Source organism: Mycobacteriales bacterium, from assembly GCA_035690485.1.
Classification (GTDB): Bacteria; Actinomycetota; Actinomycetes; order JAFAQI01; family DASSKL01; genus DASSKL01.
This window is the reverse complement of record DASSKL010000080.1, coordinates 14,926-41,026: the sequence shown is the minus strand read 5'-3', so window position 1 is coordinate 41,026 and position 26,101 is coordinate 14,926. Positions and strand designations below refer to the sequence as shown.

At 71.2% G+C, this 26,101-nt stretch carries 28 protein-coding genes and 1 tRNA gene; 12 read left to right on the top strand and 17 right to left on the bottom strand.

The genetic code is table 11. The features are described 5' to 3' along the window. Positions 1-2 precede the first annotated feature (2 nt). Together VFJ21_11770 and VFJ21_11765 are read right to left on the bottom strand one after the other, a co-directional pair. Entirely contained in the window at positions 3-1,280 is a 1,278-nt protein-coding gene (locus tag VFJ21_11770; protein ID HET7407797.1) for a cytochrome P450, read from the bottom strand. A 1-nt stretch (position 1,281) separates the two neighbouring features. Next, positions 1,282-1,482, bottom strand: coding sequence for a ferredoxin (locus VFJ21_11765; protein HET7407796.1), 201 nt, complete (start codon positions 1,480-1,482; stop codon positions 1,282-1,284). Positions 1,483-1,642: 160 nt separating this feature from the next. On the opposite strand from VFJ21_11765, the gene VFJ21_11760 reads away from it, so the two are divergent. The 5 genes from VFJ21_11760 to VFJ21_11740 all read left to right on the top strand — a co-directional run bounded on the left by VFJ21_11760 (position 1,643) and on the right by VFJ21_11740 (position 4,813). Next, on the top strand, positions 1,643-1,900 hold the full coding sequence (locus VFJ21_11760) for a metal-sensitive transcriptional regulator (GenBank protein HET7407795.1): 258 nt from the start codon (positions 1,643-1,645) through the stop codon (positions 1,898-1,900). Between the two features lie 34 nt (positions 1,901-1,934). Beyond that, on the top strand, positions 1,935-2,276 hold the full coding sequence (locus tag VFJ21_11755; protein HET7407794.1) for a rhodanese-like domain-containing protein: 342 nt from the start codon (positions 1,935-1,937) through the stop codon (positions 2,274-2,276). Next, the gene (locus tag VFJ21_11750; protein HET7407793.1) at positions 2,269-3,669 is read left to right on the top strand and encodes an MBL fold metallo-hydrolase; all 1,401 of its coding nucleotides are present in this window, start codon (positions 2,269-2,271) and stop codon (positions 3,667-3,669) included. The genes VFJ21_11755 and VFJ21_11750 overlap by 8 nt, the downstream gene beginning before the upstream one ends. A gap of 3 nt (positions 3,670-3,672) precedes the next feature. Continuing rightward, on the top strand, positions 3,673-4,455 hold the full coding sequence (locus VFJ21_11745; protein HET7407792.1) for a sulfite exporter TauE/SafE family protein: 783 nt from the start codon (positions 3,673-3,675) through the stop codon (positions 4,453-4,455). Between the two features lie 76 nt (positions 4,456-4,531). Beyond that, the gene (locus VFJ21_11740; GenBank protein HET7407791.1) at positions 4,532-4,813 is read left to right on the top strand and encodes a 2TM domain-containing protein; all 282 of its coding nucleotides are present in this window, start codon (positions 4,532-4,534) and stop codon (positions 4,811-4,813) included. Here VFJ21_11740 and VFJ21_11735 read toward each other — a convergent pair. Continuing rightward, the gene (locus VFJ21_11735; GenBank protein ID HET7407790.1) at positions 4,810-5,751 is read right to left on the bottom strand and encodes a sensor domain-containing diguanylate cyclase; all 942 of its coding nucleotides are present in this window, start codon (positions 5,749-5,751) and stop codon (positions 4,810-4,812) included. The genes VFJ21_11740 and VFJ21_11735 overlap by 4 nt on opposite strands. 209 nt (positions 5,752-5,960) lie before the next feature. On the opposite strand from VFJ21_11735, the gene VFJ21_11730 reads away from it, so the two are divergent. Further along, the gene (locus tag VFJ21_11730; protein ID HET7407789.1) at positions 5,961-6,728 is read left to right on the top strand and encodes a lysophospholipid acyltransferase family protein; all 768 of its coding nucleotides are present in this window, start codon (positions 5,961-5,963) and stop codon (positions 6,726-6,728) included. A gap of 49 nt (positions 6,729-6,777) precedes the next feature. Here VFJ21_11730 and VFJ21_11725 read toward each other — a convergent pair whose 3' ends face one another. Then, a complete protein-coding gene (locus VFJ21_11725; GenBank protein ID HET7407788.1) occupies positions 6,778-7,710 on the bottom strand; it encodes an oxygenase MpaB family protein in 933 nt (310 codons plus the stop codon). A gap of 87 nt (positions 7,711-7,797) precedes the next feature. Here VFJ21_11725 and VFJ21_11720 point away from each other — a divergent pair, with 87 nt between their 5' ends. Both VFJ21_11720 and VFJ21_11715 read left to right on the top strand, forming a co-directional pair. Continuing rightward, positions 7,798-8,424 carry a TetR/AcrR family transcriptional regulator gene (locus VFJ21_11720; protein ID HET7407787.1) on the top strand — a complete coding sequence of 209 codons (627 nt, stop codon included), beginning with the start codon at positions 7,798-7,800 and terminating at the stop codon, positions 8,422-8,424. Between the two features lie 46 nt (positions 8,425-8,470). Continuing rightward, on the top strand, positions 8,471-9,103 hold the full coding sequence (locus VFJ21_11715) for a hemolysin III family protein (protein ID HET7407786.1): 633 nt from the start codon (positions 8,471-8,473) through the stop codon (positions 9,101-9,103). 31 nt (positions 9,104-9,134) lie between these two features. On the opposite strand, the gene VFJ21_11710 is transcribed toward VFJ21_11715, so the two are convergent. The 5 genes from VFJ21_11710 to VFJ21_11690 all read right to left on the bottom strand — a co-directional run bounded on the left by VFJ21_11710 (position 9,135) and on the right by VFJ21_11690 (position 16,465). Continuing rightward, the gene (locus VFJ21_11710) at positions 9,135-11,276 is read right to left on the bottom strand and encodes a DEAD/DEAH box helicase (protein HET7407785.1); all 2,142 of its coding nucleotides are present in this window, start codon (positions 11,274-11,276) and stop codon (positions 9,135-9,137) included. A gap of 109 nt (positions 11,277-11,385) precedes the next feature. Then, on the bottom strand, positions 11,386-13,353 hold the full coding sequence (locus VFJ21_11705) for an ABC transporter ATP-binding protein (protein ID HET7407784.1): 1,968 nt from the start codon (positions 13,351-13,353) through the stop codon (positions 11,386-11,388). Then, complete coding sequence (locus VFJ21_11700) at positions 13,353-15,179, bottom strand: ABC transporter ATP-binding protein (protein HET7407783.1); 1,827 nt, start codon at positions 15,177-15,179, stop codon at positions 13,353-13,355. Before VFJ21_11700 ends, VFJ21_11705 begins: the two co-directional genes overlap by 1 nt. Next, entirely contained in the window at positions 15,176-15,604 is a 429-nt protein-coding gene (locus tag VFJ21_11695; protein ID HET7407782.1) for a MarR family winged helix-turn-helix transcriptional regulator, read from the bottom strand. Before VFJ21_11695 ends, VFJ21_11700 begins: the two co-directional genes overlap by 4 nt. A 66-nt stretch (positions 15,605-15,670) precedes the next feature. Next, positions 15,671-16,465: a methyltransferase gene (locus VFJ21_11690; GenBank protein HET7407781.1), complete on the bottom strand. Its 795-nt coding sequence runs from the start codon at positions 16,463-16,465 to the stop codon at positions 15,671-15,673. A 57-nt stretch (positions 16,466-16,522) separates the two neighbouring features. Here VFJ21_11690 and VFJ21_11685 point away from each other — a divergent pair, with 57 nt between their 5' ends. Continuing rightward, the gene (locus VFJ21_11685) at positions 16,523-17,446 is read left to right on the top strand and encodes an alpha/beta fold hydrolase (protein ID HET7407780.1); all 924 of its coding nucleotides are present in this window, start codon (positions 16,523-16,525) and stop codon (positions 17,444-17,446) included. Here VFJ21_11685 and VFJ21_11680 read toward each other — a convergent pair. From VFJ21_11680 to VFJ21_11655, 6 genes are all read right to left on the bottom strand, one after another. Further along, positions 17,433-18,674: a GAF domain-containing SpoIIE family protein phosphatase gene (locus VFJ21_11680; protein HET7407779.1), complete on the bottom strand. Its 1,242-nt coding sequence runs from the start codon at positions 18,672-18,674 to the stop codon at positions 17,433-17,435. The two genes, VFJ21_11685 and VFJ21_11680, sit on opposite strands and share 14 nt — an antisense overlap. 96 nt (positions 18,675-18,770) lie before the next feature. Continuing rightward, the gene (locus VFJ21_11675) at positions 18,771-19,118 is read right to left on the bottom strand and encodes a hypothetical protein (GenBank protein HET7407778.1); all 348 of its coding nucleotides are present in this window, start codon (positions 19,116-19,118) and stop codon (positions 18,771-18,773) included. A gap of 1 nt (position 19,119) precedes the next feature. Then, positions 19,120-20,187, bottom strand: a complete 1,068-nt coding sequence (locus VFJ21_11670; protein ID HET7407777.1) for an acyl-CoA desaturase — start codon at positions 20,185-20,187, stop codon at positions 19,120-19,122. A gap of 539 nt (positions 20,188-20,726) precedes the next feature. Continuing rightward, a tRNA-Lys gene (locus VFJ21_11665) sits at positions 20,727-20,799 on the bottom strand. A 39-nt stretch (positions 20,800-20,838) separates the two neighbouring features. Beyond that, on the bottom strand, positions 20,839-21,582 hold the full coding sequence (locus VFJ21_11660; GenBank protein ID HET7407776.1) for a hypothetical protein: 744 nt from the start codon (positions 21,580-21,582) through the stop codon (positions 20,839-20,841). An 87-nt stretch (positions 21,583-21,669) separates the two neighbouring features. Next, complete coding sequence (locus VFJ21_11655; GenBank protein HET7407775.1) at positions 21,670-22,362, bottom strand: demethylmenaquinone methyltransferase; 693 nt, start codon at positions 22,360-22,362, stop codon at positions 21,670-21,672. Positions 22,363-22,459: 97 nt separating this feature from the next. On the opposite strand from VFJ21_11655, the gene VFJ21_11650 reads away from it, so the two are divergent. Next, complete coding sequence (locus VFJ21_11650) at positions 22,460-23,572, top strand: adenylate cyclase regulatory domain-containing protein (protein ID HET7407774.1); 1,113 nt, start codon at positions 22,460-22,462, stop codon at positions 23,570-23,572. A gap of 163 nt (positions 23,573-23,735) precedes the next feature. Further along, on the top strand, positions 23,736-23,897 hold the full coding sequence (locus tag VFJ21_11645; protein HET7407773.1) for a hypothetical protein: 162 nt from the start codon (positions 23,736-23,738) through the stop codon (positions 23,895-23,897). Here VFJ21_11645 and VFJ21_11640 read toward each other — a convergent pair. Then, positions 23,849-24,715, bottom strand: coding sequence for a phosphatase PAP2 family protein (locus tag VFJ21_11640; protein HET7407772.1), 867 nt, complete (start codon positions 24,713-24,715; stop codon positions 23,849-23,851). The genes VFJ21_11645 and VFJ21_11640 overlap by 49 nt on opposite strands. 35 nt (positions 24,716-24,750) lie before the next feature. Here VFJ21_11640 and VFJ21_11635 point away from each other — a divergent pair, with 35 nt between their 5' ends. Beyond that, entirely contained in the window at positions 24,751-25,392 is a 642-nt protein-coding gene (locus tag VFJ21_11635) for a PaaI family thioesterase (GenBank protein ID HET7407771.1), read from the top strand. An 87-nt stretch (positions 25,393-25,479) separates the two neighbouring features. Here the strand turns inward: VFJ21_11635 and VFJ21_11630 are convergent, their stop codons facing one another. Continuing rightward, positions 25,480-26,079 (bottom strand): helix-turn-helix domain-containing protein, encoded by a 600-nt coding sequence (locus VFJ21_11630; GenBank protein HET7407770.1) that lies wholly within the window; start codon positions 26,077-26,079, stop codon positions 25,480-25,482. Positions 26,080-26,101: the final 22 nt, after the last annotated feature.

Here is a 26,101-nt window from a genome sequence, read left to right as displayed (position 1 = left end):
CGTCAGCCGCCGATGCGCAGCGGCAGGGTCCGCGGCCCCCGGACCTGGCCGGCCGACCAGGTGACCGCCCCCGGATCGGCGAGGGAGAACACCGGCATCCGCTCGAGCCAGACCTCGAGGGCCACCCGCAACTCCATGCGCGCCAGGTGCGAGCCGACGCAGCGGTGGATGCCGAGGCCGAACGCCGCGTGCCGGTTGACCTCCCGGTCGATCACGACCTCGTCGGCCCGGTCGAACTGGTCGGGATCGCGGTTGGCGGCCGGGAACGACAGCAGGACCCAGTCGTCGGCCTTCATGTCGACCCCGCGCCACGCCATGTCGTCCTTGACCAGCCGCGCCATGGTCACCGGGGCGAACGCGCGGAGGAACTCCTCCATGGCGGTTGCCACCAGCGACGGCTCGCCGACCAGTCGCGCGCGGTCGGCCGGCGTCTGCGCGAGGTGCCAGAGCGACGCGCCGATCGCGCTCCACGTCGTGTCGATGCCGGCGATCAGCAGCAGGCCGATGGTGCCCGCGACGTGGAACGCCTCGAGCTTCTGGCCGTAGAGCTCTGCCTCGATCAGGTAGGTCGTGAGGTCGTCACGCGGGTTGTCGAGATGGTCGCGGATCTGCACGAGGATGTAGTCGAAGAGTTTGGTCATCCGCGCGATGCGCTCCTCGGGCGGCAGGTTCACGCCTTCGAGCGCGCTCTCCACGAACTCGCGGAAGTGCGGGCCGTCCTCCGGCGGGAAGCCGAGCATGTCGGCGATCGCCCGCATCGGGATGTGCTGCGCGTAGTCGACCGCGGCATCGACGACGTCCCGGCCCTGCAGCCGGTCGACCAGCTCGTGGCAGAACGCGCGCGTCGCCGGCTCTATCTTGCCGATCGCCGTCTTGGTGAACGCCGGCAGCAGCAGCTTGCGCGCGTCGTGGTGGAACGGCGGGTCGGAGGAGATCGGCGGAGTGCCGCCCATGGGCGCGATGTCGCGGGGCGGCCGAAAGTTTCCCATGATGATCGATCGGGAGGAGAACCGCTCGGTGTCGTGCGCGATCGCGGCGACGTCCTCGTAGCGGGTCGGGAGCCAGCCCCCGCCGAAGCGGTCGGTGTGCGCGATCGGGCAGCGTGCGCGCAGGTCGTCCAGGATCCGGTAGGGATCGGCCGCCCACTCCGGCTCGAGGTGCGAGAAGTCCGTGGCCCAGTCCGATACCGGCCCCGTGACGATCTGGCTGCGGGTGCCCAGCGGGCGCAGGTTGCGCTGCGCCTCGAACTCCTCCTCGGAGAAGCGCGTGTCGGCGGTCACGTCAGGCCCCTTCGACGACGCTGATGGCCCGCTCGGGGCAGTTGGCTGCGGCGCGCTTCGCGAGCGGCTCGAGGCCGGCCGGCACGGTGCCGTCACCACCGACCTGGCCGTAGCCTTCCTCGTCGTCGTGGAAGATCTGCGGTGCCAGGTCGTAGCAGCGGCCGTGCCCCTGGCAGCGGTCGGCGTCGATGGTCACTCTCATCGGGCGGTCCTCGGTGTCGTCACATGGCCGGCGCCGGGATGCTAGCCGGTCGGCCGTTGCACGTCGCCCGACGTCCGCAGTCGCCGCCGCCTTCCCCCTGTAGGCCGAGGGGTCGATCCGCGTGACAGGGGTACGGTGGGGGGTATCGAAGGAGGCGGCTATGGAACTGGACCCGCAGGACCTGGCGGATGTGATCAAGCGGCTCCGCCGCGCGGAGGGTCAGATCCGCGGCGTCATCGCGATGATCGAGGCGGGTCGCGACTGCGGTGACGTGGTCACGCAGCTGGCGGCCGTCTCGCGCGCTCTCGACCGCGCCGGGTTCCGCATCATCGCCACCGGCCTGCGCCAATGCGTGACGGCGGATGCCGACGGCGTGGATCGCGAGCGGCTGGAGAAGCTCTTCCTGTCCCTCGCGTGAGGCGGACCACTCCTGACCAGGTACCCCAGGGGGTATGGTGTTCGGTATGTGGAGATCCTCTGCTCGGCTCGAGGTCGACGTCGCCGGTTTGGCGACCGAGCACGGGCTGGGCGCCTACGTGCTCGACGTCCGGGAGCCCTTCGAGTTCGTGGAGGCGCACGTGCCCGGCGCCCGGCTGGTCCCCATGGGCGAGCTGCCCGCGCATCTTGCGGAGATCCCCCGCGATCGGCGAGTCTTTGTTATCTGCGCCAGCGGGCACCGCAGCCTGACCGCGGCCCGGTGGTTGCAGCGTCAGGGCATCGACGCGGTGTCCGTCGCGGGCGGCACCAACGCCTGGGCCGCCAGCGGGCGACACGTCGAGCGCGGTCATGCCTGACCGGGCCGAGGGAGACGCGATGCTGCGCATCATCCCGATCGACACGCCCACGTTGGGCGACCGCTCCTACGTCGTCCACGACGGGACGACAGCACTCGTCATCGACCCGCAGCGCGACATCGACCGGGTGCTCCAGGTGGCCGACGACGAGGCCGTGACGGTCCGGCACGTCTTCGAGACCCACATCCACAACGACTACGTGACCGGTGGGCATGCGCTCGCCCGTGAGACCGGTGCCGCCTACTACGTCAACGCCGAGGACCCGGTCAGGTTCGACCGCACCCCGATCCGAGAAGGGGAGGCCGTCGCCGTCTCGCCGCTGCTCGTGGTGCGGGCCATCCTCACCCCCGGCCACACCTTCACCCACCTGTCCTATGCGGTGGAGTCGGCCGGGCGACCGGCCGGCGTGTTCAGCGGCGGGTCGCTGCTCTTCGGCTCGACCGGTCGTCCCGACCTCGTGGGGCCCGAATCCACGCTCTCGTTGGCGCGCGCGCAGTACGCCTCGGCGCACCGCCTTGCCGCGCTGCCCGGCGACACACCGCTCTTCCCGACGCACGGGTTCGGCAGCTTCTGCTCGGCCACGCAGGCCGAGGGCACTGCCTCGACCATCGCCGCAGAGCTGGTGAGCAATCCGGCCCTGACCCAGGCCGAGGACGACTACGTGCGAGCTCTGCTCGCAGGGCTCGACACCTATCCGGCCTACTACGCGCACATGGCGGAGGCCAACCTCGCGGCTCCCGCAACGCCGCCCGACCTGTCGCTGCCGCAGCGGGCCGACGCCGCCGACCTGCGCCGGCACCTCGCCGCGGGGGAGTGGGTCGTCGACCTGCGTACCCGCACTGCGTTCGTGTCCGGGCACGTCGCCGGCTCGCTGAACCTCGGCCTCGACGGGTCCTTCGCGACCTACCTCGGCTGGGTGATCCCCTGGGGCACGCCGCTGACTCTTCTCGGGGAGACACCCGAGCAGGTGCAGGAGGCACAGCGCGAGCTGGGGCGTATCGGGATCGATCGGATCCGCTCCGCGGCGTACGGCGATCCGCAGGAGCTCGCCGGTCCGGACGGGCTGCGGACCAGCCGGGCGGTGCGCTTCGCCGAGCTCGAGCCGGCCCGCGCGCAGCGACCGATCACGGTCCTCGACGTTCGCCAGCAGCTGGAGTGGGAGTCCGGCCACGTGGTGGGCGCCGTGCACATCCCGTTCCATGACCTGCGCGACCGCCTCGACGACGTGCCCTCGGGCGAGGTGTGGGTGCACTGCGCCACCGGGTACCGCGCGGCCTACGCCGCGTCGCTCCTCGCCGCCGCGGGCCGTGAAGCCGTGCTCGTCGACGACGATTTCGAGCGCGCGCGTCCCGCCGGTGTCCGGCTGGCAGGGCCCGGCGAACAAGCGGCCTGACCGGTGCTCGCGGCCGCGGCTTTCGGGATCGTCATCGGCGCCGCGCTGGGCCTGCTGGGTGGCGGGGGGTCGATCCTTGCGGTGCCGGCACTCGTCTACGGCGTGGGTGAGTCGGTGCCCCAGGCGGTGACCACGTCGCTGTTCGTCGTCGGCGTCTCGTCCGGCGCAGGCGCCTGGCCGCGGATCCGTGCCGGGCAGGTGCGCTGGACGGTGGCCGCGGTCTTCGGTGTCGCGGGTGTCGGGACGGCGGTCGCGGGCACCGCTGTCAACCGTGAGATGTCACCGCGGGTGCTCCTGGTGGCCTTCGCCGCGCTGATGGTCGTCGTCGCCGTGCGCATGCTCGTCAGCGAGGTCCAGCCTCGGGGCGCATGTGCCGCCCCCGACGGTGGCGTGCACTGGCAGCGTTGCCTGCCGAAGGCGCTGGCGGCCGGCGGTGCGGTCGGTTTCCTCACCGGCCTGTTCGGTGTCGGCGGCGGCTTCGTGATCGTGCCTACGCTCGCGCTGGTGCTCGGGCTGGAGATGCCGCTGGCGATCGGGACGTCGCTCGTCGTCATCGTCGTCAACTCGGCCGCAGGCCTGTTGGCGCACGCGCAGCGTGCCGCGATCGACTGGCCGGTCGCGCTGGTGTTCGCCGGCGGCGCCCTGGTCGCGGCGCTGCTCACCGGCCACGTCGGCGCCCGGGTCGACGGCGCCCGGTTGCGCCGCTGGTTCGCCTGGCTGATCGTCGCGGTCGCGCTGTTCGTCGGCTCGGAGGCGCTGCTCAACCCCGGCGCGCTGACCCACTGACCCCACTGGGGACCTTCGCCTCTGCTGCCGGCGGACCGGACCGCCGTACGGTCGCGGTATCGGGAGGGAGGGCGACATGCTCACCGACGAACTCGCCGAGCCCGACACCGAGTTGCGCGAACGGGCCATCCGGCGACTGAAGAAGAAGCGTGACTTCCACGGACACCTGCTCGTCTACGTGTTGTTCAACTCCGCCGTCGCCGCGGTCTGGGTGCTGACCGGTGCCGACGGCATCTTCTGGCCGGCGTTCCTGATGGCCTTCTGGGGGATCGGCGTCGTCATGAATGCCTGGGACGTCTACCACGACGACGGCTTCTCCGAGGACGCGGTCGCCAAAGAGATGCATCGGCTGCGCTAGCGACGGGAGCGACGAGCCGAGGGCTTCTGCGCGTACATCGCGTCGTCCGCGATGCGCAGCAGTTCGTACAGGCTGAAGGCGGAGCCCGGCGTCCCGGATGCGATGCCGATGCTGACCCTGACCGGGCGCCCCCAGCGCTCCCGCGACTGCTTCTCGAGGTTGTCGTTGATGCGTTCGACGGCGGCAGCGGCGTCTGCGGCGGCACGCGCTCCGGTCAGGATGACGCCGAACTCGTCGCCGCCGAGCCGGGCGATGACGTCGGCGGTGCGCAACGACGCAGTGAGCGTGGCGGCGACGTCGCGCAGCAGGTCGTCTCCGGCCGCGTGACCGAACCGGTCGTTGATGCTCTTGAGGCCATCGACATCTGCGGTCAGCACCACCAACGGGTGCCCGTTGCGGTGCGCCTGTTCTTCCAACGTGTGTCCGACCGTCATGAAGCCACGGCGGTTGAGCAGGCCGGTCAGCTGGTCGGTAGTCGCGAGTCGCGACATCTCCTCCAAGGCGTCGCGGAGTCGTCGCTCCGTCGCCCGCTGCTCGCTGATGTCGCGGAAGACCAGCACGGCGTACTGCCGGTCGTGGGCCTCGAACAGGGCCGATGAGACCTCTGCCGGGAACATGGTGCCGTCGCCACGCTGCATGGACAGCTCACCCACGTACGACCCGGTGTGCGCGCGATGCAGGAAGCCGGCCGTCCAGCGGTCGTCAGCGGGGTCCCGCAACCCCTCGCGCCCGCGCGCGCGGATCTCCTCGACCGACAACCCCAGCGTCCGGCAGGCGGCAGGGTTGGCGTCCAGGATCGCGCCGGTGTCCGGCCGGGTGAGCATCATCGGGTTGAGCGCCCACAGGAACAAGGCACGACCGACGGCGAGGGCGAGTGGCGTGTCCTCGTCGTTGACGTTGAGATCGCTGAGCGAGACGTCAGCGGTTTCGTCGGACACCGTGAACCCCGCCTCTCTTCTCACCCGGCCGCCGGTGTCGGCCGGAGGGCTCGCGCCGGCGGTCCGGGGCGGGCGGCCGTTCGAGCAGAGTCGTCAAGGCGTGCCTCCTGGGTGCCACTCCCTCACGATCTTGGTGAGCGCGCGGTGCCACAAGAGGCGAACGGCCCGAAGCGGGTAGCGTCCACACGGACGTCCCCCAGGAGGCGCAGATGCCAGAGCTGGTCTATCCGCCCGTCATCCTGACGGCGAAGCTGGGTTTCAGGGCGCTCGGGCTGCACTTCCTGGAGCGCGGCGCGGACAACATCCCGCGCAACGGGGGCGCCGTGCTCGCGAGCAACCACGTCAGCTATCTCGACTTCATCTTCGTCGGCCTGGCAGCGCGGCCGTCGGGGCGGCTGGTGCGTTTCATGGCAAAGGAGGCGGTCTTCCGGCACCGGGTGACCGGGCCGCTCATGCGCGGCATGCGACACATCTCCGTCGACCGTGAGGCCGGCGCGGCCGCCTACGCACACGCGGTCGACGCGCTTCGTCGCGGGGAGATCGTCGGCGTCTTCCCGGAGGCCACGATCAGCCGGTCGTTCCAGCTCAAGGAGTTCAAGTCCGGCGCCGCTCGGATGGCCTCGGAAGCCGGCGTACCGATCATCCCGATGGTGACCTGGGGCGGCCAGCGCATCCTCACCAAGGGCAGGCCGCGCGACCTGACGCGGGGTCGGATGATCGCGATGACCGTGGGCGAGCCGTTCCCTGCGACCGGCGACCCGCAGGCGACGACGGACGAGCTGCGCCGGCGCATGCAAGCCCTGCTGGAGCAAACCCAACGGCACTACCCCCACGACCCAGAGGGCGTCGACGACCGCTGGTGGTTGCCCGTTCACCTCGGCGGGACGGCGCCGACCTACGACGAGGCCGAGGCAATGGACGCGGAGGAACGCCGCACCAGAGCAGCGGCGCGCGCGGCGGGCACGCGGGGGAGCTGACTGCGGGCAGGCCCTGCGGCCGCACGAGCAGCGGGGTGAAGCCTCCCGGCTACATCGCGCGGGTGGCGAGCGCGTCGGTCAGCGCCGCCTGCTGTCGCGCCGCCTCGCGCGCCCGGTAGGCGATCGGCAGGTAGCGCTGCTTCTCCGGCAGGCGCTCGTTGAGCGCCCCGACCGTGCGGGCGAGGACGCGCAGCTGCAGCTCGTCGGCCTTCGTCCAGCGCAGCTTGAGCTTGTCGCGCGCCGCCGGGGGCAGCAGGCCGACGGTGAACGTGCGATTGAACGTCGACAGCAACCGGCGCATCGCCGGCCAGGCCGGCCGCATCAGCGGGGCCATCGTCGGCGGCGCGGGGGAGTGGGCAGCGCTGTTGATGACCTCGTGTGCCACCGGGTGGTCGACCAGCACGTTGTCGACCATGTGGTCGAAGTAGACCCAGTAGTCCTCGGGCGTCGGCGGCAGCATGCGCTCGGGCACCTGAAGGATGCGGCAGAGGTTGAGCGTCTCGTCGTACAACCGCCGCACCTGCTCCTCCGGCCAGGGCTCGGGAAAGAAGTACTGCGACGAGATGTGGAAGGCCCAGAAGCCGGTGAGCGGCACCCACGCCCAGGGTTCGGGGCTCAGCGCCTGGTAGGTCTGCCCGTCGGGGCCCGGGGCGTTGATCGTCTTGTGCATGCGGCGCAGCCGGCGGCCCTCCTCGAGGGCCTCCTCCCCGCCGTAGACCCACGTCTGCACCGAGTCGAAGCTGCGGGCCGCCCGGCCCCACGGGTCGGTGCGGAACGTCGAGCGCTTGTCGACGACCGTGCCGATCGCCGGGTGCATCACCTGCAGGACGAACGCGCAGCCGGACGTCGCCGTCGCCAGCCGGTCGCCGGACATGTCCCAGAGCAGCGAGCCCGGCCCGAACGGCTTGGGCTCGATCTTGGTCGCGTGGGCATCGGGCCCGTCGGGGACCTCGACCGTCCGCTCGTCGACCAGCGCGCTCATCGTGCCTCCTCGCCGTTCGCGACACGAAGTGGTATCGCGTGATGACAAAACTATCTCCATCTGACATCGCCTGTGTCAAGATGACACGTGCAGCGCGTCCGGACCTACGGCGGCCTCCTGCCGCAGGAGCGACGCGACCAGCGCCGCGAGCAGTTGCTCGAAGCGGCCCTCGACCTCGCCGGCACCGAGGGCGTAGCCGCTCTGACGATGCGCCAGGTCATCGCCCGCGCCCGCCTCGCACCCCGCTACTTCTACGAGAACTTCGCCGGGGTGGAGGAGCTGTGGATCGCGCTCTACGACCGGCTGAACGACGAGCTGCTCGGCGCCGCGCTGGCCGTCGTGCAGCAGCCGGTCGACCCCTCCCCGCGGGCGGTCACCGAGGCGGCGCTCGCCGCCATGGTCGACGTGCTCGCCGACGACCCGCGCAAGGGCCGGGTGCTGAGCGAGTCGGCCGGCATGCCGGAGCTCGCCGCCCGGCGGGCGCAGCTGGCCAACCACGCCACGGGGCTGCTCGTCGCGCAGGCCGCCCGACGGCTCGAGGGCAAGGTCGACGTGCGCGCGGTCGGCTTCGTCGCGCGCTTCCTCGTCGCAGGGTTCGCCGAGAGCGTCGCCCAGTGGATCGAACACCCCGACGAGGTCACCCGCGAGCAGGTCGTCCACAACTGCACCGAACTGTTCCTCGCCGCCGGGACGACGCTGGACCGCCTGGTCTGATCCCGGTTCACCGCGCCCCGCCGCATCCGTGACACCGTGGTGGGTGATGAAGCCCAAACTGCGTGGCTGGCTGCACGCCGCGACGTCGCCGCTGGCACTTGCGGCGGGCATCGTCCTGATCGCCTTGGCACCGACGGGTCCGGCCGCGGCCGCGGCCGCGGCCTTCGCCGTGACGTCGGTCGTGCTGTTCGCGACGAGCGCGATCTACCACCGGGGCCGGTGGTCGCCGCGCGTGGAGTCGGTCTTCAAGCGCATCGACCACGCCAACATTTTCTTGATCATCGCGGGTTCCTACACGCCGTTCGCGGTGCTCGCGTTGCACGGCGCGGCTCGCGTCGCGGTGCTCTCAGCGGTGTGGGCCGGGGCGATCGTCGGCGTGCTGTTCCGCGTGTTGTGGGTCGGCGCCCCGCGCTGGCTCTACGTGCCCCTCTACATCGGGCTGGGTTGGGCCGCCGCCTTCGTCGTACCGCAGCTGATTCACGGCGCGGGTGTGGCGGCGTTCACGCTCGTCGTGGTCGGCGGCGGGCTCTACACGCTCGGCGCCCTGGTCTACGGCTTCAAGCGACCCGACCCGTGGCCGCGGTGGTTCGGCTTCCACGAGATCTTCCACGCGTTGACGATCGCGGCGTTCGTCTGCCAGTACATCGCCGCGTCGTTCGTGGTCTACCGCGCCGTCTGATCCGCGCAGCGTCCTGGCCGGCGCGCGGGGCTCAGTCGCGCCCCTCGACCCGGTTGGTGAGTGCCTCGGTCAGCAGGCTGACGAGGGCCTCGAGCTGGACGTCGACCGAGGAGGCGACCTCCTCGTCGGAGCCGTCGAGGGCACGGGCGGCCAGGCCCGCCTTGCTGTCGATGAGCTCCGCGACGCGTGCGTCGATCGTCTGCGCGGCGATGATGCGCCAGGCGGTCACCGGCTGGTCCTGCCCGATCCGGTGGACCCGGTCGATCGCCTGCGTCTGCTCGGCCGCGGTCCAGGACAGCTCGGCGAGCACGACGTTGGACGCCACCTGCAGGTTGAGGCCCACGCCCGCTGCCGTCAGCGAGCAGACCGCGATCGCCACGTCGTCGTCCTGGACGAACGCGTCGATGTTGCGCTGACGGACTCGTGAGGTCTGGTCGCCGCGGATGGAGGAGTAACCGATGCCGCGGCGTTCGAAGGTCTGCTCCGCGGCGTCCATGACGTCGATGTGCTTGGCGAAGAACACCACCTTGCCGACGTTGTGCGACAGCTGGGCGGCGTAGTCGGCGGCGAGCACCGCCTTGGCCTCACCGATGCGGCGCATCAGGTGGAAGACGTTCTCGCCACCGGTGGACTCCTGCGCGTCCTGCCGTTCCCAACCGGCAACCTGCCGGACGAGCGCGTGGTCGATGCCGACGACGACCTCGCCCTTCGACCGGGCGGCGAGCGCGCTGTCGTAGCGCTTGACGAGGCGGCGTGCCAGCGCGCGCTCGGCGGCCCGGATGGAGTCGCCGAGGGCGCCCTCCAGCTCCACCGGCATGTCGGCGATGCGGCGGGCCGGGATGTCGGCGGCGACGTCCGTCTTGCGCCGCCGCACGATGCCCAGGTCGATGACGGCCTGCCGCGCCGCGGGGTAGAAGTCGGGGTCCGCCGGGGTCAAGGCGTTGCGCTCGAGCGCGGCCATGAGCTCGGGGCCCGGCTCGTCGTCGCGGATCCAGCCGAGGAACTCCCAGATGGCCAGGAAGTCCTCGATGTCGTTGATCAGCGGGGTGCCGGTAAGCGCCATGAGCAGCGGGCGCACGGTCCGCAGCCGGATGCGCTCGGAGAGCTCGAGCACGTTGCGGGAGCGCTGGGACGTCTTGTTCTTGATGAAGTGCGCCTCGTCGACGACCATCGCGCGAAACCCGTGGGTGCCGAGCCAGCCGACGTGGCGGTCGAGCACGTCGTAGTTGACGACCACGATGTCGCGGAAGGCGTCGACGGTCTCGCCGTCGCTGTGGATCACCGTGACCGGGTGGTTCGGGGTCCACATGCCGGCTTCCCGCGCCCAGCTGGTCTTGACGACGTTGGGTACGACGGCGAGCAGCGGATAGGCGTTCGCGGACTGGGCCGCGAGCAGGGCCTGCGCGGTCTTGCCGAGGCCGGGCTCGTCGGCGAGCAGGAACGTCCGGTGGCCCGCGGACGCGGCCGCGACGACCTGGGCCTGGTGCGGCATGAGCTCGCGCCCGGCGGGCAGCCGGACGGGCACCGGTCGCGGCAGGTTCATGCACGACGGCGCCGCGCCACTGGCGGTCTCGAAGGCCCGCAGCAGCGGCCCCAGCAGCTCCCAGTCGGCCAGCAGCCTGACGCGGGCGCGCGCCGGCTGCGGCGCGGAGAAGTCGGGGGCGAGGAACGGGTTGGACAGCTGGCGCGCGATGGCGGACTGCGGCACGACCTGCCGCCCGGCCTGGCCCGCCGAGGGCGCCGGCTCGGGCGCGACGGGCTCCGGTGCGCTCTCCATGCCGGCGCTCGCCCGCAGCTGCCGGACGGCGCCGCTCGTCCCGGGCAGCACCGCCGCGTCGTCGGTGAGCAGCGCGAGCAGCGAGGCGTTGCCGGCGGCCGTACGCGCCATCATCGCCGCGATGCCGTCGATCCGCTTCAGCTGCACCGTGCGCTGGGCTTCGGCCACCTCCGCGGACTTGGCCTGGGCGCGCAGCTCGCGCACCAGCAGCGCGACCGCCTGGAAGGTGCTCCGCGTGTCGGCGGTGACGCGGCCGCGATCCACGGCGTACTGCACTCCGCCCATGGCTTTGGCGAGGACGGGGATCGGGCCGTCGTCGGGGCGCCGCCTCGTCGGGCGCTGCCGTCGCCGTGGCGACGGGCCGCCGTTGGCCGCAGGCCGGCCGGATGTGGACACGTGCCCTCTCCCACAAGAGCGGTCCGGAGGGACCGGTTGACCGTGACGTCCGCCGAGGCGGGCGTCCTGACGGGCGAGGCGGGCGAGCCGCCTCGAGCTCTCGGTGGCCTTAGCCGACCGCGGGCTCCTGGTCGAGACTGTGCTCGGCATGCGCGATCCACGTGGCGTACATGTCGGCATAGCGACCGCCGGCGCGCACGAGCTCGTCGTGCGTACCGACCTCCATGATGCGCCCTTCGTCCACGACGATGATGCGGTCGGCCTTCATCGCCGTCGTGAGGCGGTGTGCGATGAGCACCGCCGTACGCCCTTCGAGCAGCACGTCGAGCGCCGTTTCGATCCGCTGCTCGGACAGCAGGTCCAGGTTCGAGGTCGCCTCGTCGAGCACGAGCACCCTTGGCCGGGCCATGAATGCCCGGGCCAGCGCGATCAGCTGGCGTTCGCCCGACGACAGCGACTGGCCACGCTCGTGGACGATCGTGTCGACGCCCTGCGGCATCCGGTCGACGACCTCCTCGAGACCGACGGCCTCGACCGCCTCGCGCACCTCGTCGTCGGTGGCATCGGGTCGCGCGAAGGAGATGTTGTCGCGGATCGTGCCCGCGAACAGGAACGGCTCCTGCGGCACCACTCCGAGCTGGTGCCGCAGCGAGCTCAGGGTGACCCGGCGCAGGTCGTGCCCGTCGAGCAGGACCCGTCCCTCGGTCGGGTCGTAGAAGCGGGTGACGAGCTTGGCGAGCGTCGACTTGCCGGCACCGGTCGGCCCGACGAACGCGACGGTTTCGCCCGCGTCGATGCGCAGGTCGACGTCGCGGACGACCGGGTTGGCCGGGTCGTAGCCGAACGTCACGCCCTCGAACGCGATGTCACCGGAGACGGGTGGCAGCTCGACCGCGTCGGGCGCCTCCGGCACGCCGGGTGCGACGGCGAACAGCGTGCGCAGCTTGCTGATCGACGCCTGCCCCTGCTGGTAGGTGTTGTACTGCTGCACCAGCAGCTGGATCGGCATCAGGAACCGGTTCAGGTAGAGGAAGAACGCGACCAGGTCGCCGGGGCTCAGCGTGCCGTGCAGCACCATGTCGCCGCCGATCGCGAGGATGGCGCCGGAGCCGAGGTAGCCGAGCATCTGGGTGCCCGGGCCGTAGACGGCGGCGATCTGCGCGGTGTACATGTTCGCGTCGCGGTAGCCGCCGACGACGTTGCGGTGGTGCAGCACGTTGTGCCGCTGCCGGTTGTGTGCCGTGACGATGCGTACGCCGTGCAGGCTCTCCGCCAGGTCGGCGAGCACGTTCGCGATGCCGTCGCGGACGCGGTCGTAGCCCTTCTCGGAGGCCGAGCGGAACCACAGCGACAGCGCCGTGAGCACCGGCATGATCACCACGATCGTGATCAGGGCGAGCTTGACGTTCATCGAGAACAGCACGCCCGCGATGACCAGCATGGTGAGTCCCTGGACGGCGAACTGCGCGAGTCCGTCCTGCAGCATCTGCTGCAGGTTCTCGATGTCGCTGGTCATCCGGGTCATGATCACGCCGGCCTTCTCGTCCGTGTAGAAGTCGAGGCCGAGCCGTTGCAGGTGCGTGAAAACCTTGACCCGCAGGTCGTTCATGACCCAGGCGGCGAGCCGGCCGGTCACCTTCACCTGCCAGCGCTGGGCGAGCGCGGTCACCGCGATCGCCGCCAGGAACAGGCCGGCGGCGAGCGCGACCGCACCGAAGTCCTTGTGCCGGCCCATCCCGTTGGTGATGCCGACGTCGATCAGCTTGGGCCCGGCCTGGTTCGCGACGCTGACGACCGTGACGAGCGCGATCGCGAGCACGCCGAGGTGCCAGTGGGCGAACAGCAGCGAGCGGAGGGTCAGCCGCCGGGTCTCCCGCTCGGTCGGCCGGTAGGTGAACCGGGCGCGCGGCTCCGCGTGCTCGGGCTCCGACGCGAGCAGCCGCTCGACGCCCGCCATCATCTCCGGCGGGATGCCGGCGAACGGCAGCCCACCACCGGGGTTGGCGGCCGAGCGGGAGCCGCCGGCAGCGCCACCGCCGCCGAACATCCCGCCACCGGCGTGGCCCGACCACGCCATCAGAGCGCCGCTTCCTGGACGAGCGCGCCCTCGCGCTCGCCCTGGGCGAGCACCTCGGCGTAGAGGGGTGTCGTCGCCATCAGCTCGGCGTGCGTGCCGTCGGCGACGATCTGCCCGCCGTCGACGAGGACCACCCGGTCGGCGAGGCTGATCGTGGAAAGCCGGTGCGCCACGATCAGTGTCGTGCGGTCGCGCATGAGGTCGCGCAGGGCCGCGTGGATCCGCTGCTCCACCTGCACGTCGATCGCGCTGGTGGCGTCGTCGAGGACGAGGATCGGCGGGTTGACCAGCAGCGTGCGGGCGATGGCGATGCGCTGGCGCTGGCCGCCCGACAGCGTGTAGCCGCGCTCACCGACGACGGTGTCGTAGCCCTCGGGCAGCGCCTCGATGAACTCCTCTGCGCCGGCTGCCACGGCGGCGGCCCGGATGTCGGCGAGGTCGGCGTCGGGCCGGCCGTAGGCGATGTTGTCGCGGATCGACACCGAGAACAGGAACGGCTCGTCCAGGACGATGCCGACGTTGGCGCGCAGGCTCGCCAGCGTGAGGTCGCGCACGTCATGGCCGTCGATGTGGACCGCGCCGTCGTCGACGTCGTACAAGCGCGCGAGCAGCCGCGCCAGCGTCGACTTGCCGGACCCGGTGCGGCCCACCACGGCGACGGTCTCGCCCGGTGCCAGGTGCAGGTCGAGCCCGTCGAGGACCCGGGGCCCGTCGGCCAGGTAGCCGAACCGCACCCGGTCGAAGACGATGTCGCCTCGGCACTCGTCGAGGTCGACGGCGTTCGCGCGGTCGACGATCGACGGCTGCTCGTCGAGGATCTCGTAGATGCGGCCCGCGGAGGCGGCCGCCCGCTGGCCCATCATGATCAGCATGCCGAGCATCTGGAACGGCGCCTGCAGCATCACGATGTAGAAGCTGAACGTCAGGATGTCGCCGACTGTGAGCCGGTCGTGCACGACGAGGTAGCCGCCGACCAGCAGCACGAGCGCGAGACCCACCTGCGGCAGGTTCTGCACGGCGGGGGTGAACTGCGCGCGCAGGTCGGCGTCCTTGACGTAGGACCACTGCAGCCGGTCGGCAGCGCGCGCGAGCAGTGTCAGCTGGCGCGACTCGCCGGCGAACGACTTGACCACCCGGACGCCGTTGATGTTCTCGTCGACGATCGTGGCCACGTCGGCGAGCCGGGCCTGGATCAGCCAGGAGATCGGGAACATCTGCCGGCGCATACGCACGCCGAGCACGTAGACGACCGGCGTGGTCGCCATCGCTACGAACGCGAGCGGCACGCTGATCGCGAGCATGTAGCCGAACGCCACGACCGCGATGCCGCACTGCACGAGGATCGCCGGCGCGAAGGTGAGGTACATCTGCACCGAGCGGATGTCGGAGTTGGCCCGCGAGATCAACTGGCCCGACTGCACCCGGTCGTAGAACGGGAACGACATCCGGCTCAGGTGCTCGTAGATGATGTTGCGCAAGTCGAACTCGATGTCGTACGCCGTACGCATCAGGCACAGCCGGGAGACGTAGCCGGTGACCCCGGCGGCGACGGCGAGACCGAGGACCAGCAGCACGTAGTGGCGCAGCGACTCGTGGTGCAGGTGCGTCACCGCGTCGCCGAGCAGCTTGGGGATCTGCACCTGCAGCACGAGCGCGGTGAACGAGAGCACCAGCGCGACGGCGAACGTGCCCTTATGCGCGAGGACCACCGGCAGGGCCCGTCGCAGCCAGCTCTTCGACCGGTCGCGGTCGATGGACGCCTTGGGTGCGTGGTAGCGCGGCCGCACCCCGACCGGGATGTACGCCGAGTCGCCGCCGGAAGTCATCGGCGTGCCTTCAGCTTCTCGGCGCGGTAGCCGTCGAGGGCCTGGTGCCAGCGTCGTACGCCGGCGAATGCCTCGGCGGCCGCAGCGGGTTCGAGGTGTTTGGCGATCCCTTCGAGCCGGGCCGAGACGGCCTGGTCGGCCTCCTCGAGCATCTGCCGGCCCTTGGCCGTCAAGGTGTGACCGACGACCCGGCGGTCGTCGTCGTCGGCCCGCCGCTCGACCAGCCCGCGGGACACCAAGCCGTCGGCGACGGCGGTGACGCTGGGCCGGCTGACCGTGAGCCCGCTGGCCAGTGCCGACGCCGCGGACGAGCCCTCCGCGAGCAGGGCGAGGAAGCGGTACTGCGCGAGCGACAGGTCGACCGTCGCCAGACCGACCTCGACCTGCCGGGCCAGGCGCGCGAGCACGCGGCCGGTGCCATCCACTCGATTAGGGTATCGAATAGTTCGGTGGACGTCGCTCCGGATGGCGAGGCGCTCGGGCTCCTGTCGTCAGCTCTCGTTCTTGCGTCCCAGCAGGTGGAAGACGCGGCTGAGCTGCCGGTAAGGGTCGCGCCGGCTGGCCTCCAGCTCGACCGCCGCGGTCGCTGCGACCTGCGGTGCGTCGGTCGGGTCGAGACGGACTCCGCCGAACTCGAGCCAGTCGACGAACAGCCAGACGCCGTACCAGGCGACCGGCTCGACGTCCCGGTCGCGCAAGAGGTCGCTCAGCTCCTCGACGGTGTCGGCCCGGCCGGTCACCCCGAGCACGCCGATGCCCGTCCGGGTGTCGAACGACGCGAGCGCCTCCTCCCAGCGCTGCTCCAGCGCCGGGCGGACCGCGGTGGTCCTCGCGTTGCCCGTCATGATCGAGACGAGACCGCCCGGGGCGGCACACCGGCAGAGCTGGTCGACCATCGGCTGCGGGTCGTCGAGGTAGCCGAGCACGCCGTGGCAGAGCACCGCCTCGAAGCGGCGGCCGTCGACGGCAGCATCGGCGCTCGCACCGTCGCCCTGCAGCAGCGCCACCCGTTGCCGGGCCTGTGCCGGGAGACGCGCGAGTCGTCCTCGTGCCTTGTCCAACATCGCGGGCGAGGAGTCGAGCAGCGTCACGTCGTAACCGGCCAGCGCGAGGGGGAACGACTGGTGACCTGCACCGCCACCCACGTCGAGCACCGTCGCCGGGGGCGGGGGCAGGTGCTCCAGCAGGTGCTGGTGCATCACGTAGGTGCGCACGTAGCCCTTGACGGAGGCGTAGGCCTCGTCGACGAACAGGTCGGCCAGCTCGGCCCAGGTGTCGCCCGTCACACCGAGATTCTCCTATTGACGGGACAGCATCCCGCCGGGGCCCTTTACCGTCGAGGGATGCAGACGGTGCGCGTGCACGGCCGCGAGGCCAGCTTCGTCCGTGCCGGTGAAGGCCCGGCCGTGGTCCTGGTCCACGGGATTGCCGGCGACGCCTCGGAGTGGGCGCCCGTCTGCGAGCGGCTGGCCGGCGGCTTCGACGTCATCGCGCCGGATCTCGCCGGCCACGGGTCGTCGGCCCGCCTGCGGGGCGACCACTCGATCGGTGCGTTCGCCTGCTGGCTGCGTGACCTTCTCGAGACGATCGGCGTCGAGCGGGCGACGTTCGTCGGGCACTCGCTCGGCGGCGGGGTGGTGATGCAGTTCGCCTACCAGTTCCCGCAGTACGTCGAGCGCATGGTGCTCGTCTCCAGCGGTGGCCTTGGTCGTGAGGTCAGCCCGCTGATCCGCGCTGCAGCGTTGCCCGGTGCCGAGCACGTCCTCGGGGTGCTCGGGGGAGCGGCCAACGCCGTGCAGCCGGCGCTGGCAGTGGCCGGTGTCCGGCCGAGCAGCGAGGGCGGCGAGCTGGTACGCCGTATCGCCGGCATGACCGACCGCGACCGGCGGGCCGCGTTCGTCCGCGCGGTCCGCGCGGTGGCGAGCCCGGGCGGGCAGCGGGTCAGTGCCGGGGACCGGCTCTACCTGGCGGCCGACGTCCCGACCCTCATCGTCTGGGGTGCCCGCGACCGCATCATTCCGGTGCACCACGCCCATGCGACCGCCGCAGCACTGCCGGGCAGCCGGCTGGAGATCTTCGAGAACTCCGGGCACTTCCCGCACGGGGTCGAGCCGAGTCGCTTCACCTCGCTCGTCGAGCGCTTCGTCGAGGAGACTCCCTCTGCGGCGTACGACCGGCTTCGTACGCGCGAGCGGATGCTCGACCGGCAAGAGCCGTACGTCGGCGGTGCGAACCCCGCGGTGGCCCGCGGCTCTAGGTTGCGCTGAGCACGACGACGGTGACGTCGTCGGCGAGAACCCCGCCGCAGTGCGCCGCGACCCGGTCGATGACGGTGTCGGCGACGGTTTGAGGGACGGGGTCGGCGTCCGCCAGCAGCGCGCATAGCCGATCCTGGCCGAACTCTTCGCGTCCGCGGCGCGCTTCGGTCACGCCGTCGCTGTAGAGCAGGAGCAGTTCTCCTGGCCTCAGGCGGAAGCGGACCTCCTGCAGCCCCGCATCGGGCAGGCACCCCAACAAGGCCCCGGACGTCTCGACGACCTCCACGTGGCCGTCGGCGTGGCGGAACAGGGGGGCCGGGTGCCCACCGCTGACCAGACATACGGCGACTCCGTGCGTGGCGACGCGGGTGGTCAGGTAGATCGCGGTCAGGAACTGCTCCGGCTCCTCGCGTCGGAACACGGTGTCGTTCAGCCCCGCGAGCACGTCGCGGGGCGACGCCTGCAGGATGGCCAGCGTCCGGACGGTGTATCTGGCCAGTGCCGCGAGCGTTGCGGCGCGAGCGCCGTGCCCGACGACATCGCCGAGCAGAGCGCCCCACCGTTTGGACGGGAGCGGGAACAGGTCGTAGAAGTCGCCACCCACAAGCGTGCCGCCCTTGCCGGGCAGCCAGCGGGCGGCGACCGTGAGCCCCGGCACCTCAGGCAGCTCCGCGGGCATCAAGCTTTCCTGCAGGGTCGCCGCGAGTTCCTGGCTGGCGCGGGCCAGTGCACGGGCGTCCTCGCGAGCGCTCGCGTTGAACAGGTAGGCGGCGGTGACATCCGCCAAGATCTGCGCACCGGCGAGGTCGGCGTCGGACAGGTCGACCGGATTCTTCGCGTAGAGTTCCAACGCCCCGAGCTGCCGGTCGTCCAGCCGGAGCGGGAAGCTGTAGACGGCACCCATGCCGGCCTGCGCGGCGGCGGGGGAGAAGCGGTCGAACGTCGTGTCGGTGGCCAGGTCGCGCACGGCGACGTGCTCGCCGCTGCGGTAGGCGTCCAGGCATGGACCTTGCTGGAGCTCCATCTGAAGCCCTTCGACGCCGAGGATGACGTCGTCGGAGGCGGCGACGAAGTGGTGCTCGGTGTCGCTGTCCATGAGCAGTACGCCGGCGCCGTCCACCGGGATGACCTCGACGACGTGGTCGACGAGGTGATCGAGGATCGTCTGGATGGAGAAGTCGCCGGTCAACGTCCTGGCGAACTCGACCAAGACGGAAGCCAGCCGCTGCTCGTCCACGGGCCACCCCACAACTCATCGCCGAACCGTGTCGCCGAGGGTCTGGAGCGCGTCAGCTTCCGTCCTCCATTGTACGCGGGACGACGTGGTGATGCGCTACGGCGGTGAGGAGTTGGCCAGTGCCCTGCCGGGTGCCGAATCCGTGCGGGCCACCGTCGCCGTCGTTAGCGCCCGGTGCCTGGCCGCCGCGGCATCGGACAGCATCAGGAGTTGGTAACGGGCGATGATCTCGCCGGTTGTCAGGGCATCGTCTGGGTCGAGCGCGCCGAGGTCGACGGCCTGACGAGCGTTGCCGACCGCATCTATGACCCGTTGGCCGTCCAAGTTGTCGAACTTGACCATCAAGTGCTGGGTGAGGGTCTGCCAGTCGGGGTGGGTTGTGCAGCATCGCTGCAGTGGCAGCCGGCTGGCTGCGGCGGCTGCGCTGGTGGCTCTGTTGGTCATGTCACAGTCCCCTCCGCGACAACGACCCCGTCACCATCGGCGTGCCGGGGCCATCCGGTCGAATATTCCCGAGGTAACGCAGTACCCTTCGGTAGGAGTCGAACAGTCCGGTCTCGGTGTAGGCAACGGCGTGTTCGGCGCAGAACCGTCGAACCAGGGGCCGGCAGCGCCTCAGGTTGGCGCTCGGCATGCTCGGAAACAGGTGGTGCTCGATCTGGAAGTTGAGCGAGCCGAGCCCGAGGGCGGTGAGCCGACCGCCGGTGATGTTCCTGGAGGTGAGCACTTGGCGCCGCAGGAAGTCCGGGTGCTCGCTGCCGGCGTCGAGGATGGGCATGCCCTTGTGGTTGGGCGCGAACGTGGCGCCGAGGTAGAGCCCGAATGTGGACTGCTGGACGAGCAGGAAGATCAGCGCTTTCAGCGGGGAGAGGAACGTCAGCAGCAGCGCGACGCCGCCCGCTGTATGCGCGCAGAGCAGCAGCAGCTCCGTCGTTCGTGGTTGCCGGTGCAGCAGCGTCCGGACGCTGCCGGCGTGCAGGTTCCACCCCTCGAGCAGCAGCAACGGGAAGAACAGCGCGTCCTGGTGCCGCGCGATGAGCCGGAACAGCCCCCGCTGGCCCTGCGCCTGCTCAGGGGTCCACGCGAGGACGTTGCGATCGACGTCGGGGTCGCGGCCGATCTCGTTGGGGTTGCGGTGGTGCCGGCTGTGCTTGTCGACCCACCACCGGTAGCTCAGGCCGACACCGAGGGCGGACACGGCGACACCGACCCGGTCGTTCCACCGCTTACCGTGAAACATCTGTTGGTGGCCGGCGTCGTGCCCGAGGAAGCCGAGCTGCGCCATGACGGCACCGGCGTAGGCCGCGACCCCCAGCGTCCACCAGGAGTCCCCCACCCAGGAGAGGGCGAGGACACCGGCACCGATCGACGCAGCGAGCGTCAAGACACGGGTCAGGTAGCGCCAGCCCGACCGCTCCAGCAGCCCCGCGCGTCGCACCTCGGCCAGCAGCCGGGCGTAGTCCGAGCCGAATTGGACGGGCCCAGTTGACCGCGGCAGCGTCGGCACGGTCATTTCGTGCCTGCCGGCGCAGGTTTTGCGCAGATGCAGCCGCGGTCGAGGTGGGCGCTGCGGGTCGCGGCGCAGTACCGGGCGGCGATTTGGTCGTGGGCCTCGGCGGCGTGACCGCAGCCGCACTTGTACGGCCCATCCCCGCCGGGCTCCGAGGCCGTGCAGGCAGCTGCGGGCTCGTCGGGGTAGGTGGCCGGAGGGGTGGCGTTTCGGTGACTGGCGGCCGCTCGGTCTTTGGTCATCGCTGCGCGTCCACGCCCGTCGGTCCCCTCGCGGCTTGGACCGTGCGCCTTCGACGCCAGGTGGGGCCCGTCTGGGGCGGCGTGACCGCTCGCCTCGCGTGTCTGATTGCTGAGGGAAACTGTCACGGTGCGCCGCCCGAGAAGTAGGGTTCGAGGGCGGCGAGTAAGCACAAGGGCCGGATGAATCCAGGCGCTCTCTGTAACCCCGAGTGTCGCACGCCTTGTCGTCGGTGCACAGCGGCCCACCAGAACTTCCGGGGCCGTGAGGAAAAGCCCTGGTCAGGGCAGGCGTAGCACGGGTGCGCCGCCAGGGACTCGAACCCCGAACCCGCGGATTAAGAGTCCGCTGCTCTGCCAGTTGAGCTAGCGGCGCGTGAACACGGGGCCAGTCTACAGGCACCGTGCCCTGGGGTCAGACGTCGGCGCGCTGGGCCCGGTCGCTCGCCTGGTCGAGCGCCTGCAGCTCGCTGGGCCGCTCCGGCCGCAGCTCCTCGGCGAGGAACGCGGCAAGGGGGCCCTCGCTGGTCGTCGCGCGCAGCTGAGCCAGTGTCGCGATCCGCTCGCAGTACTCCGCGAGCATCGCCTGCAGCTCCTGCGCTGCGCTGTCGATGCGGCCGGACAGGGCCGAGACCGTCGAGACCTCGTCGGTCATCTTCGCCAGCAGGTCGCGCAGCGTGTCGGCGAGGTACGGCGACCCGCTACCGCTACCGCTGCCGCGCCGCGCGGTCGCCGCACGACCACTGGCAGCGCCGCGAGAGGACGACCCGCGGGCGGCAGCAGCACTGCGCCGGCCGCCGGTCGAGCGCGCCGTCGTCTTGCGCGCTGCTGCGCGATTGCGGCCGGCGGTGCGCTTGCTCGTAGCCCGCTTGCGCCCGCGGCCGGAGCTGCGCCCGGACGAGCGACCGACTGCACCACCGACGTACTTGTAACCAGGACCGCGCACCTCCAGCAGACCCTGCTCGATCAGCCCTCGTGCAGCGGCTTCGACCCGTGCATCGTCCAGCTCGCCGTTGCTGCTGAACTGCCCGATCGTGCCTGCGCTGCGCAACGCCTCGTCGTAGCCGACGCGGGTGCGGCCGTCTTCACCGGCTGCACTGGTCAGGGCGTCGTAGAGAGCCTGCATGTCGCTGGTGGACTGCGGTGCCTCAGTGGTCATGTTCTGCTCCTGGTTAGGCCGTCCCGGATTATGGCCGTGTTGCGCGCTGCTGCCCAGTCCGGTCCGGACAACAGATGCACGTCGAGGTCAGTGGCGCACGCCGTAGTGCAAGGCAACGATGCCACCCGACATGTTGCGCCAACCCACCTGCTGCCAGCCCGACGCCCTGATTCGCGCAGCGAGGCCTGTCTGGTCCGGCCACGCGCGGATCGACTCCGCGAGGTAGACGTAGGCGTCCGGGTTGCTGGATGTGCGCCGTGCCACCGCGGGCAACGCGCGCATGAGGTACTCGACGTAGACGGTGCGGAACGGCCGCCAGGTCGGGTGGCTGAACTCGCAGACGACCAGTCGGCCGCCGGGCCTGGTCACGCGCAGCATCTCCCGCAGTGCCGCGTCGACGTCGACGACGTTGCGCAGTCCGAAGGACATCGTGACTGCGTCGAACACGCCGTCGGCGAACGGAAGCCGAGTGGCGTCGCCCGCGGTGAATGCCATGTCGTGCCGTCGCTGCTTGCCAACGCGCAGCATGCCGAGGGAGAAGTCGCAGGGGACGACCCGGGCGCCTACGGCGGCAAAAGGCTCGGACGACGTGCCGGTGCCGGCGGCCAGGTCCAACACCCGGTCGCCGGGTCGCGCACCGACCAGCCGCGCAACGACTCGCCGCCATCGCCGGTCCTGGCCCAGCGACAGCACGTCGTTGGTGACGTCGTAGCGCGGGGCCACGGCGTCGAACATCCGGGCGACGTCGGCGGGGCTCTTGCCGAGATCGGCTCGGGTCACGGCGTTGTCCTCACCGGGGCATTGTCACGGACGCTGGGAGCCGCCGGCGAATCGGTGCAGACTGCATGCAGGCAGTGGACGGGCGTGGGGGAGCAGCATGGACAAGCCGGGCCTGGACACGCTGGCCGCCGCCGGGCTGTACGACGAGCGCGCGTCCAATGCGGCCGATCGCCTCGCGCTGCTGCATTTCCTGGTCGAGCAGGGCTGCTCGGTCGAGGAGATGCAGAAGGCCCACGCCATGGGGCGGTTGTTCGCGCTCGCCGGCGATCGGCTGATCCACCCCGGCTTTCCGGCGTACACGATCGAGGACGCCGCGCCGGCGACCGGCCTGTCCGAGGACGACACCCGCGAGCTCTGCCGCGCCCTCGGGCTGCCCCAGCCGCCGCCGCACTTGCCCGTCCTCACCGAGGCCGACATCAAGGCGTTGTCCGCGTTCGGCGAGCTGGTCGAGCTGCTGGGTCGAGACCAGACGCTCGGCCTGGCCCGGGTCGTCGGCTCGGCCGCTGCCCGGATAGCGGAGGCGGAGTTCGCGGCGCTGCGCAGCATCGACGACCTGTCGCTCGCGCACACCGGCAGCGAGGAGCGCACCGGTCGTGGCTACGCCAAGATTGCCGCGCTCGTGCCCGGCATAACCCAGGTCATCGACGTGGTGCACCGTCGCCACATCGAAGGCGTACGCCGCCACGTCGAGCTCCTGGTCGACGACGCGGGCGGCCTCTCCTGCGGCATCGGGTTCTGCGACCTGGCCGGCTTCACGGCACTGTCGCGGTCGGTGCCGCTCGACAAGCTCGCGAAGCTGCTGTCGGCGTTCGAGGCGGAGGCCACCAGCGTGGTGCACGACCAGGGTGGCCGGGTGGTGAAGTTCATCGGCGACGCGGTGATGTTCGTGACGACGACGCCCGAGTCGGCCGCCGAGATCGCCTGCCTGATGGTGCGCCATCCCCGCGTCGCCGAGCACGACCTGCAGATGCGAGCGGCGGTCTCCTTCGGCCCGGTGCTGATGCAGGACGGCGACTACTTCGGCACCCCCGTCAACCTGGCCGCTCGGCTGCTGACCATTGCCGCACCGGGCGAAGTCGTCGCCGATCCGCTGCTGCGGGCCACGCTGAATCGCGGCGGGTGGTCGACCACGCTGCTGCCCGCCCAGCCGCTGCGCGGGTTCGACGGCGAAGTGACGCCCCTGCGCATCGACGCTGTCCCGGCCGGGTAACGCCGCCGCCGGGGCGCCCGGCTGCGCGCACCGATTGCACCGAAATATGCGCTCGATTGGGCGATCATGACCGAATTTCACCCGTTCGGGTGCTCCATTCGGCTCCTTGGTGTGGCCGAGAATGTCTGCATCCGGGCTAGTACCAACGGGCGAGGAGAGCGGGATGGAGCACGAGACGCACACCGAGCATCCGTTGATGACGTGGCTGGCCGCGGGCGTCCCGCTGTCGCTGCTCGTCGACCTCGGCATGTCCGGCGGTCCGGCCTCCGACGAGATCTACCGCGACGAGCCGGCCGACACGCGCTGGATCCCCTCGGCGGCCTGACCGGCCAACGGCTGCGGCACCGCGAACGGCGGCAGGTGCCGCCAGGCCGTCTCCAGCGCCAGCTCTAGCGGCCAGACCAGGGCGAGCAGCCCGATGGCCGCGAGGCCGTCGAACCACCAGTGGTTCGCGGTGACCACGACGACGTACATCGTCGCCAGCGGATGCAGCACCACCAACCATCGCCACCGGCTGGTGCTGACGGCCACCACGACGACGGCGACGAGCACTGACCAGCCGACGTGAAGCGACGGCATCGCGGCGAGCTGTGTCGGCACGCCGCTGCCCACCGGGCCGTAGACCGACTGGTGGTAGAGCAGGCCCGTGTCGACGAAGCCGAGGTGCGGGAACATCCGGGGCGGTGCCACCGGCACCATCTGGATGAGCAGCGCCGACGCCGTCAGCAGGACCACGATGTTGCGTGCCCGCGCGTAGGCGCCGCGGTGCCGCCAGAGCAGCCAGCACAGGAAGATCAGCATGCCGGACAGGTGCGCGCCGGCGTAGTAGTCGTTGATCCGTCTCACCAGCCAGTGCAGCGGCAGCACGGCGTGCTGCACGGTCACCTCGCTGGGCAGGTGCAGCCAGCGCTCGGCCCGCCAGATGTCCATCGCCCGGTCCTGCGCCCCGGCCACGTGCGTGTGCGCGTGCGACCCGGCCAGCAGCCAGAGCGCGAACAGCAGGAAGACGATGCCGAGCTCCCGCAGCACCGGCGCTGCCGGAGCCAGCCTGCGCGCCCTCGGCCGGCGCACGCCGACGCTGCCGGCCACCAGCACCGCGGCCAGCACGGTGGCCGCTCGCCAGCCCAGCGACCAGTACGGCATGACGGCAAGCCAACCACGGCTGACACACTTCGGGAGTGACTCCGGTCTACGACACCGACCCGCGCGACCCCGACGAGGCCGCGCTGTTCGACCTTGCCGACGGCGTACGCCGCCTCATCGACACCACCGTGCGCACGCACGCGGACGCCGACCGGCTCAAGCGGGCCGCCGACCTGGTCCGCGAGGCGACGGAGCTGATCGACGTCGCGCGGCGACCCGACGACGACTGGGACGTCCGCCGCTACAACGCCATCTCCGGGGGCGCCAACCCGATCGCGATCCCGCTGCTCCCGACCGTCACCGGCCAGGACCTGCGGGCCGACATGACCTTCGGTCGGGCCTATGAGGGCCCGCCCGGCTATGTCCACGGCGGGATGCTCGCTGCCGTCCTCGACCAGATCCTCGGCCACGCCAACGGCGCGGCCGGGACTCCGGGGATGACCGCCCGGCTGACCGTGTCCTATCGCCGGCCCACGCCGCTCGACGTGCCGCTGGTCGTGCATGCGCGTAACGACGGCTGTGAGGGCCGCAAGATCTACGCTTCGGGCCGGATCGAGGTCGACGGCAAGACGACCGTCGAGGCCGAGGGGCTGTTCATCGCCCCCACCCACATCCAGCAGTACGAAAGCTTCCACGGCGCGCTGTCGGAGGCCGACGGCCTCCCGCGGCGCGACTGACGCTCCTGCCGCCAGGTTGTCGCGCCGGCGCCCTGGTACCCGGACCGGTGAGCGGCGCAAGTGATGACGCGGACGGGCCCGGCCGGGCTAGCGCCGGTGCGTCGACTTGGGTGCGCCACCCTCACGGCGTACGACGCCGGCCAGCATCGGTGCGAGCTCACGCGCCCGCTGCTCGCACCAGGACGTGTCGTCGCTGCCGTCGGCCAGCTGCTCGATGAACACGCCGACGATGACGGCGCGCAGCATCCGGGCGATGGCGGCGGCTCGCGCCGCTTGGCGCTCGTGCAGCACGTCGGCCGCCCACTGCTGCAGCGCTGCCTCGGTCGTGCCCAGCAGGCTCGAGCCGACGCTGCGCGCCGCGTCGTCGCCGCGCAGTGCTTCGCCGACCATCACCCGCACGTAGTCCTGCACGTCGAGCATGACCTGCCACGACTCCTGCAGCAGCTGGGCGAGGTCGTCGACCGGGCCGCCCGGCCCGGCTCCGGGCAGCTCGCCGTCGAGCACGTTGCGGTACTCCGGCTCCTCGAGCACCGCGGTCAGCAGGTCGCGCTTGGACGGGAAGTAGTGGTAGAGCGTCGCGACGTTCATCTCCGCAGCGCCGGCGAGGTCGCGCATGCTCATCGCCTCGGCGCCGCCCTGGGCCATCAGCTCCAGCGCGAGCCGCAGGATCCGGGCTCGTTGCGACACGAGGCCATCGTGCCGCATGTGC